General features: G+C 48.3%; 19 protein-coding genes and 1 pseudogene. 6 read left to right on the top strand and 14 right to left on the bottom strand.

All coding sequences use genetic code 11. The features are described 5' to 3' along the window. Positions 1–20 precede the first annotated feature (20 nt). From AC58P7_RS05965 to AC58P7_RS05945, 5 genes and pseudogenes are all read right to left on the bottom strand, one after another. Entirely contained in the window at positions 21–368 is a 348-nt protein-coding gene (locus AC58P7_RS05965; RefSeq protein ID WP_497340777.1) for an ASCH domain-containing protein, read from the bottom strand. Positions 369–457: 89 nt separating this feature from the next. Further along, entirely contained in the window at positions 458–631 is a 174-nt protein-coding gene (locus tag AC58P7_RS05960) for a hypothetical protein (protein WP_497340775.1), read from the bottom strand. Between the two features lie 104 nt (positions 632–735). Beyond that, complete coding sequence (locus AC58P7_RS05955; RefSeq protein ID WP_497340773.1) at positions 736–1,737, bottom strand: aldose 1-epimerase; 1,002 nt, start codon at positions 1,735–1,737, stop codon at positions 736–738. 286 nt (positions 1,738–2,023) lie between these two features. Then, positions 2,024–2,839 (bottom strand): annotated as a pseudogene (locus AC58P7_RS05950) (substrate-binding domain-containing protein); the annotation flags it as partial. An 88-nt stretch (positions 2,840–2,927) separates the two neighbouring features. Continuing rightward, positions 2,928–3,770 carry a helix-turn-helix transcriptional regulator gene (locus AC58P7_RS05945; RefSeq protein WP_497340771.1) on the bottom strand — a complete coding sequence of 281 codons (843 nt, stop codon included), beginning with the start codon at positions 3,768–3,770 and terminating at the stop codon, positions 2,928–2,930. Between the two features lie 205 nt (positions 3,771–3,975). On the opposite strand from AC58P7_RS05945, the gene fabF reads away from it, so the two are divergent. After that, the gene (gene fabF, locus AC58P7_RS05940) at positions 3,976–5,211 is read left to right on the top strand and encodes a beta-ketoacyl-ACP synthase II (protein ID WP_497340769.1); all 1,236 of its coding nucleotides are present in this window, start codon (positions 3,976–3,978) and stop codon (positions 5,209–5,211) included. Positions 5,212–5,412: 201 nt separating this feature from the next. Here fabF and AC58P7_RS05935 read toward each other — a convergent pair whose 3' ends face one another. From AC58P7_RS05935 to hrpB, 3 genes are read right to left on the bottom strand one after another with little or no spacing between them, the layout of a single operon-like run. Then, the gene (locus AC58P7_RS05935; protein ID WP_497340767.1) at positions 5,413–5,676 is read right to left on the bottom strand and encodes a hypothetical protein; all 264 of its coding nucleotides are present in this window, start codon (positions 5,674–5,676) and stop codon (positions 5,413–5,415) included. Further along, on the bottom strand, positions 5,669–6,388 hold the full coding sequence (locus tag AC58P7_RS05930; RefSeq protein WP_497340765.1) for a hypothetical protein: 720 nt from the start codon (positions 6,386–6,388) through the stop codon (positions 5,669–5,671). The genes AC58P7_RS05935 and AC58P7_RS05930 overlap by 8 nt, the downstream gene beginning before the upstream one ends. Before the next feature lie 29 nt (positions 6,389–6,417). Next, positions 6,418–8,901 (bottom strand): ATP-dependent helicase HrpB, encoded by a 2,484-nt coding sequence (hrpB, locus tag AC58P7_RS05925; RefSeq protein WP_497340763.1) that lies wholly within the window; start codon positions 8,899–8,901, stop codon positions 6,418–6,420. A gap of 162 nt (positions 8,902–9,063) precedes the next feature. Here hrpB and AC58P7_RS05920 point away from each other — a divergent pair, with 162 nt between their 5' ends. Both AC58P7_RS05920 and AC58P7_RS05915 read left to right on the top strand, forming a co-directional pair. Further along, positions 9,064–9,318: a YpbS family protein gene (locus tag AC58P7_RS05920; RefSeq protein ID WP_497340761.1), complete on the top strand. Its 255-nt coding sequence runs from the start codon at positions 9,064–9,066 to the stop codon at positions 9,316–9,318. 14 nt (positions 9,319–9,332) lie between these two features. Further along, positions 9,333–9,497 carry a hypothetical protein gene (locus tag AC58P7_RS05915; protein WP_477592817.1) on the top strand — a complete coding sequence of 55 codons (165 nt, stop codon included), beginning with the start codon at positions 9,333–9,335 and terminating at the stop codon, positions 9,495–9,497. Positions 9,498–9,598: 101 nt separating this feature from the next. Here the strand turns inward: AC58P7_RS05915 and AC58P7_RS05910 are convergent, their stop codons facing one another. Genes AC58P7_RS05910 through AC58P7_RS05900 form a run of 3 tightly spaced genes read right to left on the bottom strand, consistent with a single transcriptional unit; the run spans position 9,599 to position 10,858 of the window. Then, on the bottom strand, positions 9,599–10,234 hold the full coding sequence (locus AC58P7_RS05910; protein ID WP_497340760.1) for an NUDIX hydrolase: 636 nt from the start codon (positions 10,232–10,234) through the stop codon (positions 9,599–9,601). 45 nt (positions 10,235–10,279) lie between these two features. Next, positions 10,280–10,534 (bottom strand): DUF2164 domain-containing protein, encoded by a 255-nt coding sequence (locus tag AC58P7_RS05905; protein WP_497340758.1) that lies wholly within the window; start codon positions 10,532–10,534, stop codon positions 10,280–10,282. 15 nt (positions 10,535–10,549) lie between these two features. Further along, entirely contained in the window at positions 10,550–10,858 is a 309-nt protein-coding gene (locus AC58P7_RS05900; protein ID WP_497340756.1) for a Dabb family protein, read from the bottom strand. 171 nt (positions 10,859–11,029) lie between these two features. On the opposite strand from AC58P7_RS05900, the gene AC58P7_RS05895 reads away from it, so the two are divergent. The 3 genes from AC58P7_RS05895 (at position 11,030) to AC58P7_RS05885 (ending at position 12,795) form a co-directional block, all read left to right on the top strand. After that, the gene (locus tag AC58P7_RS05895) at positions 11,030–11,206 is read left to right on the top strand and encodes a hypothetical protein (RefSeq protein ID WP_497340754.1); all 177 of its coding nucleotides are present in this window, start codon (positions 11,030–11,032) and stop codon (positions 11,204–11,206) included. A 162-nt stretch (positions 11,207–11,368) separates the two neighbouring features. Beyond that, positions 11,369–12,355: a YpdA family putative bacillithiol disulfide reductase gene (locus tag AC58P7_RS05890; protein WP_497340752.1), complete on the top strand. Its 987-nt coding sequence runs from the start codon at positions 11,369–11,371 to the stop codon at positions 12,353–12,355. 134 nt (positions 12,356–12,489) lie between these two features. After that, positions 12,490–12,795 carry a hypothetical protein gene (locus tag AC58P7_RS05885; protein WP_497340750.1) on the top strand — a complete coding sequence of 102 codons (306 nt, stop codon included), beginning with the start codon at positions 12,490–12,492 and terminating at the stop codon, positions 12,793–12,795. Positions 12,796–12,860: 65 nt separating this feature from the next. Here AC58P7_RS05885 and AC58P7_RS05880 read toward each other — a convergent pair whose 3' ends face one another. From AC58P7_RS05880 to AC58P7_RS05870, 3 genes are all read right to left on the bottom strand, one after another. After that, the gene (locus AC58P7_RS05880) at positions 12,861–13,421 is read right to left on the bottom strand and encodes a DNA-3-methyladenine glycosylase I (RefSeq protein ID WP_497340748.1); all 561 of its coding nucleotides are present in this window, start codon (positions 13,419–13,421) and stop codon (positions 12,861–12,863) included. Between the two features lie 81 nt (positions 13,422–13,502). Next, positions 13,503–14,306: a TatD family hydrolase gene (locus AC58P7_RS05875; RefSeq protein ID WP_497340746.1), complete on the bottom strand. Its 804-nt coding sequence runs from the start codon at positions 14,304–14,306 to the stop codon at positions 13,503–13,505. Beyond that, on the bottom strand, positions 14,290–15,072 hold the full coding sequence (locus AC58P7_RS05870; RefSeq protein WP_497340923.1) for an ABC transporter ATP-binding protein: 783 nt from the start codon (positions 15,070–15,072) through the stop codon (positions 14,290–14,292). The genes AC58P7_RS05875 and AC58P7_RS05870 overlap by 17 nt, the downstream gene beginning before the upstream one ends. Positions 15,073–15,076: the final 4 nt, after the last annotated feature.

Raw genomic sequence — 15,076 nt, 5'->3', positions numbered from 1 at the left:
GATCCACACGGTTCTTTGTGTTATTCTGCTTTTTGAAATTCGTGTACCCATACTTTCATATGTGGCAGCCAAGGCATACCAGGATGCATAGCAAGAATACTGTCGCGATACTCATCAACGGTCTCGTGACCTTCCATTTTCGCATGCTCAGGTGTAATTTCACCTAAGGACTGTTGGTACACGTTCGTTACAGTAAATGCTGTGCCTTGCAAATCCATTGTTTCGCCGATATCCGCATAGCGTCCATTGCGACGACAAGCTGTTTTTTGACCAGCTAGTACTTTGCTTACTTCTGCTTCCTTCGTTACCAATCGATCGATGGAACACGTTTTTGGTGGTAAAGTTTCATTCACGTTCGTTTCACTCATGTTAGTTCCCTCCTTTTGCCAGATTTTATTATAACGAATCCCAATCGCTTTGTCGAACTGAGGCGGTTCTTTGCATCCAACAGCCGAAATTACTCTCGCAATGCTTCTTTTAGCTTCGTTGACATGCTCTCCATTGAACCCGACGCAGGAGGCTTAACACCGCGCAGTCGTGCGATCTCCGCCTTCAATCTTTCATTTTCAAGCGATACCGCTTCAACTTTGGCTACCAACTGCTCTCTATCTAAGTGATCCCACTTCCCCATATATACACCCCTTATGATCAAAATACCCCCTCCACGCAAGTCGATCATCCCATCGGATTCTCGCCATGCATCAAAGGGGGTGGTTCCTATCGCTTCATTATCACTTATTTCGATACTTGAATCGTATACAAACGTGCTGTTTCTTCCCAAACCTCACCTGGCTCCAAGGAAACCAGACCAATTTGATCTGCAGGAAGATCCACATTTGGCGCATTGACCAAATTCATTTGCGGCTCTGGACAGAAGAAGCCTTCTGTTTTGCCATTGTTCCAGATCATCCATTGCTTGTAAGAAGTCCCCACATCATAGACGAGTTTGATGCCTTCACGCGCATCTGTTAATGCCATGAAGTTACGGCTGTTCTGCGGAACGCTCGTGTAGTGATTATCCATACCTTCGAAAAATGGCGACAACCCGCCTACTTTCATCTTCTCTTCATCCGCGGAAAGTGCCTGATACTCGCCAGTTGGCAGCATGCGTTCGTTCAATGCCCAACGCTCTCCGATCGTCATTTGGAACGTATAATCGGACGGCTGGCTGTTTACTGCGAAAGGCGCATTAATCGTCGTATGGAACGCAAGCAAGCACGGCATTGCTTCTTTGCCTTCATTATAAACGGAAATTTGTTGATGTAAACCTTGTTCATTCAAGGTGTAGATCAAGCGGATCGTGAAATCAAAAGGTAAGAATTCATGGACCGAATGCCCTTCGCGCACACGCAAAGCTAATGACACGCGACTTTCTTGCTCATCTGCGCTGAAATGCTCAACGTTCCATGGAATATTGTGTACAAATCCGTGTAAATGGTTGCCTGTTTTGGCTTCATTAACTGGGAATTGATAGACGTTCCCTTTCCAAGGGAATTTCCCATCTTCATAGCGGTTCGGTGGGAATAATACCGGAATCCCATGAACGATTGGCCGCTCTTTAAACGCTTCCATCTCTTCTAAAGTTGGCTCGCGCAAAAAACGATATTCTTTCTCTATATCACGAAAAGCAATTAGATTTGCACCGACTTCTGGCAAAACAACAGCCTCATATCGTCCAGCTTGTAACCAAATGGCTTGTTCGCCGTTGTACGTTCCTTCATACGCTTTTGTAGACATTCTCGTATTCTCCTCCTAAATAAACTGCTTATCCGCTATCCAACATATGGACAGCCACATTGATTTCACTTTAGCCCATATCTGCGAAAAAAGTCAATGGACGTAAATCGCTAAAATATAGACAAATGTGACTTCCCATCAAGTAACGGAAAAACCTGGGGCTGAAGGCATCAGGTCATTCGCGATCACGATCTGATTAGCGTTTCCACACTGTTCCAGCTAGTAATCTTGTTCCAAGTATAACACTTGTACGTACAAGTTGGCTACCCTTAATATTTTCAATAAATTAGATGCGTATCGTTGACTCTCGAATGATCAATTCAGGCTTGTACAATTTACCCGTTTCACTGCCATTTGCGCGTTTATTCTCAATCATGTCAATTAAAATGCCCGCTGCGTCACTGCCAAGCTCGGTTTTGGGATGTGAAAGTGACGTTAATTTCACCTCTGTCGCTGTGGCAAGTGTAGAGTCATCGAACCCGATCATTGAGATGTCCTGTGGCACTTGCAAGCCAATTGTACGTACAGCTTCAAGCAAATGAATGGCGAGCTCATCATTGTAGCAAACGAAGGCCGTCGGGCGCTCATGAACATCACGATGTTCGAGCATGACAATTGCGCTTGCATAAGGCTTTTGCCTTTTTTCCTCCGTTGTGTAATGAATGACGAATTCCGGCTGTAACGGGATTTGGTAGTGCTGATGAGCGCGAATAAAGCCCGTTAACCGATTCACACCTTGTAAATCATCCGACTTAAAAAAGCCCGCCAAACGGCGATGTCCAAGCACAATCAAATGCTGCGCAGCCTTAAATCCACCCTCTTCATCATCCACGGTTAAAGAAGGACAGTTCATTTCCGGATATCGCTCGTTGATCATGAGGTATGGTATATGCTGATAATCCAAGGATAGATAGCCGCTGAGATTTGGGTTGCCCTCCGCGCTTTTCGTTGGCTCAATAATCAATCCACTGAGTGGTTGACTCATCATCATATCTAGGCTTTCACGCTCTTTGGCTTTGTCATTATCCGTGGAAGACAGCAGTAAACGGTAGCCTCTAGCCCGCAGCGCGGCCTCTGCCCCACGAACAATATGAGGAAAAATACTCGGGGCTTTGATTGTGAACGTATTTATACCATTCGGTTAACTTGCATGTTTTGATGAGAATGCGGGACATTATGAGATTCTGTAATTACCCACTTAATTTGCTCATCAAAAGCCTGATTTTCGTATCGGTATCGGACCCAATCGACGGCGTATATACACTGCATCTTAGATCCGTTCGTCCTTGCACCTGCAAGGTCGTAAGATCAAACAGCATTTTCCCTACCTTCGCATGGCGAAATTCGATAAACACTTCAGGCGCGGTGCTGACATCACTCTCATTCCAGAAGGCACGAAAATCCTTGCTCCGCTCACTCATGTCCTCAATAAAAGCGCTGTACCAGTTATCACTCACGTATTGGCCGTAGTAGGAACGAAACATCGCCAAAAAGCCTTTCGCAAAGTCGCTCCAGTTGACGGCCAATGCTTTCAACTCTTTTCGGGTAAAAAGCAGCCAAATCATATTACGCTCCCCCTCTGGGAGCTTCGCAAAATCAAGAAACACCGCCGCAGCCGCTTGATTCCAGCCAACAATGTGACATCTGCGGTCGGATACAATCGTTGGGCAATCATGGAGCTCACTCAATATACGATTCAAAGCCGGGCTGATCGTTGGTATTTTATCAACAAAGGTCGTGGGCGCTGGTTGCTCGAGTGCTAGCATGAATAAATACTGCCGTTCATCCTCATTGAGCTGTAAGGCTAATGCGATGCGATCGAGCACTTGTACGGACATTTTGATCTCTCTGCCCTGCTCTAACCACGTATACCAAGTCGTACTTACACCAGCAATCGTCGCGACTTCTTCTCTGCGCAATCCCGGCGTACGCCGCCTAGTTCCACCTATTAATCCAACTTCATGCGGCTGTAATCGTGAACGATGTGCCTTGAGAAAATGAGATAACTCCTGAAGTCTCTCCTTCGTGTTCATGCCCGGTCCCCTCCTCAACCTAGTATCCTAGCAGTCATTATACCAGTATAAACGGTAACTTGTAATAGGATACAGAGTATGACATTCTAAGTGACATACACGGTTATGCCATCCTCTTTGGACGGATGAGTTAATAAAAACATATATAACCGACTTATCGCAAGAATCAGATCATGACTTTAATTGAATTATGGAGGACGACGCGATGCAACGTGTGGTTATTACAGGCATGGGTGTCATTACACCCATAGGAAATAGTGTGGATACATTTTGGGGTAATTTGACGCAAGGTCAATCTGGCATATCTAAAATAGAGCATTTCGACACATCCGATTACAAAACGAACTTTGCTGGCGTTGTAAAGGAATTCAATGCCGAAGCTGAGGTTGGGCGACGTGAGGTTCGCCGCATGGATCGTTACTGCCAGTTCGCTGTTGCTGCAGCCAAACAGGCTATAGATGACGCTGGGCTTGTCATCGACGCCTATAACGAGGAGCGTGTTGGCGTTTATATCGGCTCGGGGATTGGCGGCATTCAAACGATCTTGGACAATTATCGTACGTTACTGTCCAGAGGTCCAAGCCGTGTCAGCCCAACCGTTGTGCCGATGATGATCGCCAATATGGCAGCGGCTCAGGTCAGTATCCTGTACGGTGCCAAGGGTCCGTCCTTGGCACCCGTAACCGCCTGCGCGACAGGTAATAATGCGATAGGCGAAGCTTTCAAGCTCATCCAGCGCGGAGGCGCAGATGCCGTTATTGCCGGAGGCGCGGAAGCGACGGTCACCGACCTCGCGCTCGCAGGCTTCGGCAATGCAACAGCGTTGTCGACGCGCTGTGATGCGCCGGAACAGGCGAGCCGCCCGTTCGATGCGCAGCGCGACGGGTTCGTCGCCTCCGAAGGCGCCGGCGTGCTTGTGCTGGAGTCGCTCGAGCATGCCGAGCGACGTGGGGCTCGGATCCATGCCGAGATCGTCGGCTATGGATCCACCTCGGACGCCTACCACATCGTGGCGACCGATCCTGAGGGCTCGGGGGCCTACCGAGCCATGCGCGAAGCGCTGGTTGATGCGGGGATCGACGCGTCGGAGATCAGCACCATCAACGCGCATGCGACGAGCACTGTCGCGGGTGATCTCTCCGAGACGCTGGCTATAAAGCGTCTGCTTGGCCGCGGCGCGTACGACGTCCCGATCAGCGCGAACAAGTCGATGATCGGCCACATGCTCGGCGCCGCTGGCGGCGTCGAAGCCGTCGCGCTGATCAAAACCTTGCAGGAGGGCCTTATCCCGCCAACCATCAATTTGGACAATCCAGATCCACAGTGTGATCTAGATTATGTGCCTCACGTGGCGAGACGTGCGGAGCTGCAGTATGGGTTGTCGAGTTCGTTTGGGTTTGGTGGGCATAATGCCGTATTGATTTTGAAGAGGTTTGGGTGAGCGATGCTTGGTATGAGGTGTAGATATAGGCAACTTTGGAGACTGCCATTTCGGCAATGTCACGCACCATCATCTACGACAAAAAACCGCGCATAGCGCGGTTTCAGGTTTAACGACTCTATTCGACGGTCGAGGGAAACAAAGTTAGATCACTTCGACAGCGTTGAATGGGGTTAGTTTCTTTTTGACTTATATGCAAGACTATTTCAGTAATGCTTCCCGCGCCGTGTTCACAAGCAAATCAAACCACTCATCTTCTTCAAGCAGCTCCTCTACTGCCTCGATATCCTCTTCCTTCCCGGATTCACGCAAAAAGTGAAGGGCATAGCTCCAGTCGTTTTTGCCTTTCGTACTTTGTAGGGTGATTTCATACGGATGCTCATGGCCTTCCACTTTGAATTCAACATGCCCGAGGTAGCCATCTTCCTTGCTGTGTTCCATACTTGCTTTTAAAATTTCAATCATGTTCAACATCCTTTTCTAATGTTTGTAGCCATGTCCAAATGGTGTGCATGGTGGTTTGTAAATTCGTTGCCTCTTGCCATATGTACGGGGAATGGTCTCGAAAGTAATCCGCATGCCCCCCTATAATGGGGAGCATGGAACGATGTTCAGGCGCATGCTTCATGCGATTCCATTTGCGCAGACCTAAGCGAATCCGACTCCAGCCACCCCAGGTGCCCAGACGTGGAACTGGATCACGCGATTGATTTTGCTGATTCGTCGCATGTACATACAGTACTTTGTGCTTTAAAGATAGCGGAATCGCGCATTTCGGGGATCCAATTTGGATCACGCCGAGCACATCTTCTCCTTCTCGCTCAAGCTCTTTTGCTGCCATGATAGAGGCTACGGCACCGGCACTATGCCCGATAAAGAGCAGCTTTCCCCCATGCTCCATCGTATCTAAGACGAAATGGTGCAAACTTCGACCGCCATACAGGGATTTTTTTCGATGCGCATTATGCCATATGTCTCGTACGATTTCTTGTAGCTGACCTCGCTTCGAGCGGCCCCAATCACCGTATGGAAAATGAACATGAACACGCACACGCTTGCCAACTTGCTCATAGCGCGAAGCAAGTTTAACTGCAAAGTCATCCAGAAAATTAGACGCAGTTGCAAATCCAGCTGAAACATAAATAACGATGTCCGCAGTATCAGCGTGAATAGTCATTGCTTGCTTCGTTCCCTTCTTGGCATGGTTCAGGTTCTTGGCTTCGCACGGTTCGTCGGAATCGCCGCCATGGGATCATCAGGCCAGTAGTGCTTGGGGTAGCGGCCTTTGAGATCTTTTTTCACTTCGAAGTAGGCTTCTCGCCAAAAGCTCGCCAAATCCTTCGTTACCTGCATCGGTCGTTGCGCTGGCGATAACAGGTGCAGAGTGATGGGGACCCTCCCTTTGGCAATTCGAGGCGTATCCGCCAACCCAAACATCTCTTGTAATCGTACAGATAACGTAGGTGACTCCGTATTGCTATAGTCAACGGGTATACGAGACCCGCTCGGCACTTGAATATGCGTAGGCGCCCACTCGTCTAAGGAACGGCGCTGCTCCCATGTTAGCATTTCCTCTAATAGGCTTGTCAAGTTAAGGCGGCTCAGTGCTCCTTTACTTTTCAGCCCATACAGGTGCGGGCCAGCCCATTCCTCTAGGCTATCCAGTAAGGTTTCATCGCGTAGATCAGGCCAATTTTCTGTAAATCGATGCAAAAATATGCTGCGCTCCTGAAGCTGACGCGCATTCCGCGTCCAAGGCAATACATCCAAGGACTCCGAACGAATCCCCGCAAGTAACGCTTGCAGAACGAGATCAGGATTAGGGTCTTGAATCGGTTTATCTTTAACTGTGATGGCGCCGAGCTGCCAACGTTCTCTTGCCTTAACGGAGCCAACTGCGCCATCCCATTCCACAACTTGCTCCTTACGAATGTGCGCTTCAAAAGCGGTGAGCAGCTCCTCCTCATGCAGAGGAGCCGCGAGAAAGATCCGGCTCTCCGTTCCGCTGTCGTCTAGCTCCGCAGCGACGATATACCGCTCATTCGAGAGCGGTTGCAGCTCAGGAAGCACGGCCCCGCGGCCGTTGCTGAGCGTAAACCGCCCCACCGACCGTCGCTGCGCGACGCGGTCGGGGTAGGCGAAGGCGAGCAGCAGCCCGCTCGCCTCCGCTTTATTGTCCCTCGGCCGCACGCCGAGCGACTGCATCAACACCTTGGCCTCCGCCGCGATGCGGCGACAGAGGTGGGCATCCACACCTTCGCGTGCGTCGCCTCGCACCGCACGCCAGAGCACTTCGATGCGGCTGCGCACATCCGCATCCCGCCTAGCTTCGCGCATGAAATCGCGCTCGCTCAGCATGACCGCGAGCTCGCACGCCAGCGCGCCGAGCTCAAGCGGGATGGCTTGCAGCACCATGTGCGCAAGCCGCGGGTGTAAACCTAACGCCGCGACGCTTTTGCCGTGCGGCGTTAATCCGTTATCGTTCAGCGCGCCGAGCTGAACGAGCAGTTCCCGCGCCTGCTGATACGCAGGGGCAGGCGGAGGGTCTAGCCAGACCAGCGCAGCGGGGTCTGGTGCCCCCCAGGCGGCCAGCTCCAGCGCCAGCGGGGCGAGATCAGCTTCGCGGATCTCGGGCGTAGAGCTCGGCGGGAGCTGCCGGTGCTCGGTCTCGGTCCATAGTCGGTAACACACGCCTGGACCGAGACGCCCTGCACGGCCTCTGCGCTGATCCGCAGAGGCGACGGACACCGGCACCGTCGTAAGACGTGTCATGCCGGTGCGGGGCGAGAACCGCGGCACACGCATGAGGCCGCTGTCAATAACAACCGTGATCCCTTCGACTGTTAAGCTTGTCTCCGCGATCGATGTTGCCAGCACGACTTTAGGATGGCCGGGCGAACGGACGGCAGACAGTGCCTTATCTTGTTCTTCAATAGAGAGATTCGCATATAGAGGTGCAATCTCCACCTCTTGTCCTAATCGTAATGCTGCAAGTCCGTTTGCCACGCGATGAATTTCCGCTGCACCAGGAAGGAAGACAAGCAGACTGCCCGTGTGTGTTTGTAACGCTTGCTGGATACTCGCAACAACAGCCGTCTCCATTTTCCCCACTACTTTATTGGGCAAATAATAAGTGTCAACTGGATAGGTTCGTCCTTCACTCTCAATAATCGGTGCATCATCTAATAGCGCAGAAATCGCCTTAGCTTCCAATGTTGCGGACATCAGCAGTATGCGTAAATCGTCTCGAAGCAACATTTGCGACTGACGACACAACGCTAGACCGATATCTGCGTGTAAGCTGCGCTCATGAAATTCATCAAAAATGACAATCCCCACGCCTTCCAAGGCTGGATCCTGCTGCAGCATACGAGTTAGCACACCTTCAGTGATGACTTCAATGCGAGTCTTGGGTCCAATGCGAGTATCATTTTTCACCCGATAACCGATCGTCTGACCGACTTCCTCACCTAACAGCTTTGACATAAAACGAGCAGCTGCGCGGGCAGCCAATCTTCTGGGCTCCAACATGAGAATCTTCTGACCTCGAAGCCATGAGGCGTTCAATAGTGCCAATGGAACCTGCGTCGTTTTGCCGGCACCAGGTTGCGCAACAACGATGGCACAGGTTCGTTCTTGTAAGGTATCTAATAGTTGTGGAATCACTGCGGCTATGGGTAACACGTTCATGGGGTTCACTCCGAGCTTTCTATCTTATTCATGCCATTAAATGTTAGGATATGAAATGAAAGATCACGATTTGTTCATCTGTTTTCTCTGTCGAAACCTGTTCCTTCGCTTTTCAATCGTGTATACTAGAAGACAATCTAGTCACTAAAGGAGAACTTTAACATGAATGTACATGAAGCGATTTCCAAACATTCGAATGCACAACATATGCATCTCGTTCGATTTGCTGAGCTAGATGCACAGCGCGAGCAAGCGATTGATGCTGCTGTTGATTTGTGCAAACGCGGGCAGCCTTTTAACGTTGATGCCATCAACGCCATTACCGCCCGAATTATCGCCCATGCCAAAGAAGGTATTTCTCCCCTCCGTTCCCTTGTTACTGAGGAAATGGTTCGTGATTACGTAAACAAAGGGTAAGGAGATACATTTCCATGGGTGTACTAACTTTTATTTCAATGCTTATCATGGGATCCGCCTTCAGCGCTGGATTCTTGCTGTTGTTTAAGCAGAAAATCGCATGGGGAATCACCTGCATTGGTCTCTCCATCGTATGCTACATCGCTTATGTCTACATTGCGAATGCCTACTTCGTCTAACGAAGCCTTGAAGCTTCGCACTACGAGAACCGCTCAGATCATCTGAATCGGTTCTTTTTCATTCATACATTCATTTGTTCACTTTGCATCTAATCACTTTCTCATTTCCAGCCATGTTCTTCAAGTTTCTGAAAAAGAAGTTCGAAATAAGCCGTAGGATGCGGTACTAATTCCTTTAACGAAATCAGCCATTCTACATCCATGTACTCGCCGTTCATTCCCCTTTTGAAACCACTTGCTGTTATTTCCACCCGTTCTCCGCTAATTAGTTGTTTAAAATCAGAAACGGTAACTGCAAATAGTCCACTCACCTCATCTGGCTGCAATACATAGCTCTTTAAAGCTTGATCGCATCGATAGATGAAAACATGACAGAACTCACGATCAATAAGCTTGTCCGAAATCAAATCTTCCTCCGCAAATACGCCGCAGGAGATCAAAGTCTCGAAGTGGGCGGAAAGACCCAACTCTTCCTCCAGCTCACGGGTTCCTTCTTCTATCGTTTCACCTGCAGCCAGATGTCCTGCACAGGAGATATCCAGCAAATTGGGGAACAAATCCTTGTCTGGATGCCTTAACTGAAGCAGCAGCTTCGGCACGTTCTCTTCCAAGCTGACAATCCAGCATTGAAAGGTCTGATGCCATAGCCCCTTGGCATGAACTTCGGAGCGAGGCGCCACGCCGAGCCAATTCCTTTTCGCATCAAACACATCAAAAAGCTCTTCTGACTTCCTCATCCCTCTTTCCCACTCCGATCCGTAAGTAACACTTGACCATGGACGCTATCTACGTGTTAACTTTGTAACTTTCAGCGCATAGAGATCGTCTTCTAGCACCGTCATTCGGTCTCTTACTCCCTTTAACGCATCCTCGATGGCTTGGTTGTAAATAGGAGCTGTCAGCTGCTGAAGCATGTAGTCTAGCAACTGCTCTGCTGCGATTTGACCTACTGTTACGCCGAGCTCCACGTCCAAATGCTCCTGCAAATCGCTGATCAGTGCATCCTTTTCATCCTTGGGTAATTTTAAAACTTTCATATGTTCACACTCCTCTTACTCGAATACTTGAAAATCGATTTCTTGAAAGGAGCTAACTTCCTTCAACCAACGCTCAGCGACGTACTTGGTATGTACAGGATGATTATTGTAGGCCTCATATGCGGCTTGATTGGTAAAAACCATGGAAAATCCGTAGTCATAATCAGCCTTCGCACTCACTTGACGGAGTACTTCAAATTGCTCAACCCCAGGGATTGTTGTAAGCTCATCTGCACTGACTTTCAGGAATTGCTCGGCTTCTCTGTTCTCCTTGCCTACGTGCAGCTTGAAAACAACCATATGTTTAATATTTGTCGCATTCATCCGTATCATCTCTCCTTCATTTTCCATCTTCGCTTATTATAGCGGATTTTGTAGCTAGGAACTATATGGACTCACTCAGTTACCTCACCTTGCCTAAAAAAGGGAATAAAACCCTTCTTTTATGAACACATTAACGGAGTACTGTAAATCAGAAGAAAAGGAAGTGCTCCTATGGAAAACAAGAAACATGAAGGCAACTATCCAGGAACAACGAATATGAATGCGGAAAATCAAGATATGGCTTTCGTTAATGATACGTTGGAAAACGCGCCAAGCACGACTTCAATCAATCTTGCCAAAGACGATATTAGTGAAGAAAATGAAGAAAAGCAGTTGAACCAAAAATAATCGACCGGGGCCGTACCGAGCAGTCATCTCGTTCCTTTTTAGGAGCTGGTGGCTGCTCTATTTTCGTTAATTCTACTTATTTTCAAGGGTATTCAAACTTGGCATCTCCTACCACGTGCGCTACTATAGACTAAGGAACATGTATTAGAGGAGGTTGTTAATGTGGAACAGGTGATCGTTATTGGGGCGGGTCCTTGCGGATTATCGGCGGCTGTTGCCTTGAAGCGTGCAGGTCTGTCGCCTTTACTCATAGAGAAAAGCTGTATCGTGAATGCCATTTATTTATACCCTACATATTTGCAGTTTTTCAGCACACCAGAACTGCTTGAAATTGGCGGTTATTCGTTTACTACTCCGCATGATAAACCTTACCGCCAGGAGGCGCTGGTTTACTACCGCGAAGTCGCTCGCAGAGAGCAGCTGCGAATTCGTTCTTATGAGGAAGCTGTCCAAATCCAACAAGTCGGTGAAGGCTTTATCGTTCACACAGCCGATCAATTTGGCAACAAAGCTACCTATGAAACGCTTAAAGTTGTTGTCGCTACGGGCTATTTCGATCATCCCAATATGCTTGGTATTCCTGGTGAGGAGCTTCCGAAAACGACTCATTATTATAAGGAAGCTCATCCTTATGCTGGAGCTAAAGTCGCGATCATCGGCGGCAACAATTCTGCTGTGGATGCTGCGATGGATTTACTCCGAGTTGGTGCTGACGTGACTGTTGTCTATCGCGGGAAAGACTTCTCGGCCAATATTAAGCCTTGGGTCCGCCCATTATTTGAAAGTATGGTTGTTAAAGGGCGTATCCGGATGTGGTTTGACTCCCAGGTTGAACGAATTGACGAACACACTGTCCTCGTGCGAAAAGAAAGCGAACTTGTCAACCTGGATAATGACTTTGTTCTTGCACTAACTGGCTTTAGGCCGGATCGGCAGCTGCTCACGGATATTGGTGTGCAGTTTCATGAAGAAACGAACGCTCCCTTGGTCAATCCGGATACGATGGAAACAAACATTCCCGGCTTATATGTGGCAGGTGTGGTTGCCTCATCGAAATATGATGCGAACGAGATCTTCATCGAAACAGGCCGTTTGCACGGACTTTCAATCACGAAACATATCATTTCTGGCCAGAGCCATCAATCATAGAGATTGGTGGTTTTTTTACGGCTTTACTATGAAAATATTTCCTTTTTTTCATAGATTCCTCTTCCATTACGAACATTTGTTTGTTATAATATAAATAAGAACAAATGTTCCAATTAGATGAGGAGGTTGTTAACATGATGAACCCCAGTCACAATTTTCGTTTTATCGAGAGAGATTATTGGTACCAGAAGGCATTGTGTGACACTGACCATCTTCTTCCCGGACAGATTGACGCCATGCTGGACGAAGCTCACTCTTACTATGCCGACTACACGTTCAAGTTCTATGACGATGGTTCGGTGACAATCATAGATAACGATACGAACAATCGCATTAAACCGAAAGAGCTTACAGGCGCTGTTTACGACTTCTACATCCGCAAGCGGATTCATATGATCAAAGCCAACTTAATCGAGAAACAACTCCAACATGCCAATTGAAGCACAATAAGGCCATCTGATTCGGACAATTCGTCCTCTCAGATGGCCTTATGTTTGACTACCTTCTATTCGGTATGATAACAGAAACAGGTTTGGATGTGATCGTTTACCATGCCCACAGCTTGCATATAGGCATAACAAATCGTTGAACCAATAAATTTGAAGCCACGCTTCTTCAAATCCTTGCTCATGCGATCTGAAATTTCAGTCTTGGCCGGTAATTGCCGGCTATCTTCCCAGTTATTCTTGATCGTTTCTCCGCCTACGAAGCTCCAAATGTACGCATCGAACGTACCAAACTCCTGTTGCACCTTAAGAAAGGCCTTGGCGTTCTGAACGACCGCAGCAATTTTCAAGCGATTGCGCACGATGCCGGGATTTTGGATTAAATCCTGGAGCTTTGCCTCATCATAATTCACTATCACATGCGGATCAAAGCCATCAAATGCTTCACGGTAGTTGTCCCGCTTTTTCAAAATCGTATACCAGCTTAAACCCGCTTGAGCGCCTTCCAAATTCAACATCTCAAACAAGACGCGATCATCATGCACGGGAACGCCCCATTCATGGTCATGGTAATCTTGATATAAAGGGTCTTCATTCACCCAACCGCATCGGTTTGTCATGTTTTTCTTTCACCTCACCCAAATATCGAACACTTGTTCTATTATATTATAGAACGATGGCGAACAGTTGTCCAGTTGGATTTAGCGAAGACCTAGTGACAACTGATAAAATCGATGCGTGTTTTGGAGCAAAATGACCGCTGTTTCTTGCACAGATCTAGCCTTCAGCTCAGCGATTTGCTCAACGACTGCATGAATCATGCGAGGATGTGTCTCTTCACCAGCGAACGGCCCTTCAAAAGGCCAAGGACCATCTGTCTCCACCATCATGAGCTCGAGCGGATAATGGCGAACAAGTGAACGAATTTCTTCCTCATAGAGGATATCAGGCGTAATCGAAATGGAATAACCGGCCTTTATCATACGTTCCACTATTTCACTCGATCCCTTAAACCAATGAAAATGGGCCTCCTTGAGCCCATATTTCGCAAGCAGGTCACATACGATCTCAGCATCTTCGTACACCGCATGAAGAACAACGGGCTTGTCCCACTCAGCCGCAAGCTGGAAGAAACGTTCAAGTAGATGAACATATGGCGCCATGTCGAACACCTGTCCCGCAGCTTCCACTTCTTGTCGCGTGTAATAAGGCAGTCCTATTTCGCCAACTGCAATCATTTCGCCCTTATTTTCATGCATCCAGCTGATGAGTGCCTCCAACTGGGCTTCCGTTGGAATCTCCTGTTCCGGATGAAACCCATAAGCAGCAAAGACACGATCTGGGGCACTCATTTGTAATTGCTTTGTGGCTTTACATGACTCTAAATGTCTGGACACCGCAATTAACGCCTGCACCTGTGAAGTTGCCATGTCATCTAACAAAGCATTTGCCTTAGCTCCCGTATACATGTCGAGATGAATATGTGCATCAATGGCTAGCATCATTCGTTTTCTCCCGTCGTAAAAGTCCTTGTATATGCTGCCTAAGCGCAAGAAATTCTGGATCTTGGAGGACAACTTCTTGTCGTGGTCTTGCAAACGGAACCGTCACCTCTTCCAAGATACTTGCAGGCTTGTTCGATAGCACGTAGATCCGATCAGACAGAAACAACGCCTCCTCGATACTATGCGTTACAAATAGAATGGATCGTTTATTTTGCTCCCACATGTTAAGCAGCCACGCCTGCATATCTTGCCGAGTTAACGCATCTAAAGAGCCGAATGGCTCATCCAAACACATTTGCTCCTGTGGACTTAACAACGCTCGCAAGAATGAAACCCGCTGCTGCATCCCGCCTGAGAGCACATGAGGAAGATCCCGTTCGTAGCCGCCTAAGCCGACTTTTGGCAGCCATTCTCTAGCTTTCGCAATCGCAGCATGACGCGACTCCCCAGCCACTTCCAGCCCGAGTGCAACATTCGCCTCGATGGACCGCCATGGAAACAAGGCCGGTTGCTGCGGCATGTAAGAAATTAATCCCTTTTTCCCAGTTACCTGCTCGCCATCTAACCAAACTTCACCCGAATTAGGCTTCAGGAGTCCACCGATGATATGGAATAACGTACTTTTCCCACTGCCGGAGGGTCCGATGATGGAAACGAATTCCCCTTGTTCGACATGCAGATGAATATTTGCGAGCACGGGAACTTGCCCTTTTTTGCTAGGGAACTCATGATGGATCCCCGTAAGCTTTAATTTGCTCAAGGTCACAGCT

It is taken from the genome of Paenibacillus sp. J22FR5 (assembly GCF_059691975.1).
This window is presented reverse-complemented; position numbering and strand designations above follow the sequence as displayed.

Coding starts and splice junctions, on each gene's coding strand:
- AC58P7_RS05965 (WP_497340777.1), bottom strand. CDS start 368: ATGAGTGAAACGAACGTGAATGAAACTTTACCACCAAAAACGTGTTCC.
- AC58P7_RS05960 (WP_497340775.1), bottom strand. CDS start 631: ATGGGGAAGTGGGATCACTTAGATAGAGAGCAGTTGGTAGCCAAAGTT.
- AC58P7_RS05955 (WP_497340773.1), bottom strand. CDS start 1,737: ATGTCTACAAAAGCGTATGAAGGAACGTACAACGGCGAACAAGCCATT.
- AC58P7_RS05945 (WP_497340771.1), bottom strand. CDS start 3,770: ATGAACACGAAGGAGAGACTTCAGGAGTTATCTCATTTTCTCAAGGCA.
- fabF (WP_497340769.1), top strand. CDS start 3,976: ATGCAACGTGTGGTTATTACAGGCATGGGTGTCATTACACCCATAGGA.
- AC58P7_RS05935 (WP_497340767.1), bottom strand. CDS start 5,676: ATGATTGAAATTTTAAAAGCAAGTATGGAACACAGCAAGGAAGATGGC.
- AC58P7_RS05930 (WP_497340765.1), bottom strand. CDS start 6,388: ATGACTATTCACGCTGATACTGCGGACATCGTTATTTATGTTTCAGCT.
- hrpB (WP_497340763.1), bottom strand. CDS start 8,901: ATGAACGTGTTACCCATAGCCGCAGTGATTCCACAACTATTAGATACC.
- AC58P7_RS05920 (WP_497340761.1), top strand. CDS start 9,064: ATGAATGTACATGAAGCGATTTCCAAACATTCGAATGCACAACATATG.
- AC58P7_RS05915 (WP_477592817.1), top strand. CDS start 9,333: ATGGGTGTACTAACTTTTATTTCAATGCTTATCATGGGATCCGCCTTC.
- AC58P7_RS05910 (WP_497340760.1), bottom strand. CDS start 10,234: ATGAGGAAGTCAGAAGAGCTTTTTGATGTGTTTGATGCGAAAAGGAAT.
- AC58P7_RS05905 (WP_497340758.1), bottom strand. CDS start 10,534: ATGAAAGTTTTAAAATTACCCAAGGATGAAAAGGATGCACTGATCAGC.
- AC58P7_RS05900 (WP_497340756.1), bottom strand. CDS start 10,858: ATGAATGCGACAAATATTAAACATATGGTTGTTTTCAAGCTGCACGTA.
- AC58P7_RS05895 (WP_497340754.1), top strand. CDS start 11,030: ATGGAAAACAAGAAACATGAAGGCAACTATCCAGGAACAACGAATATG.
- AC58P7_RS05885 (WP_497340750.1), top strand. CDS start 12,490: ATGATGAACCCCAGTCACAATTTTCGTTTTATCGAGAGAGATTATTGG.
- AC58P7_RS05880 (WP_497340748.1), bottom strand. CDS start 13,421: ATGACAAACCGATGCGGTTGGGTGAATGAAGACCCTTTATATCAAGAT.
- AC58P7_RS05875 (WP_497340746.1), bottom strand. CDS start 14,306: ATGATGCTAGCCATTGATGCACATATTCATCTCGACATGTATACGGGA.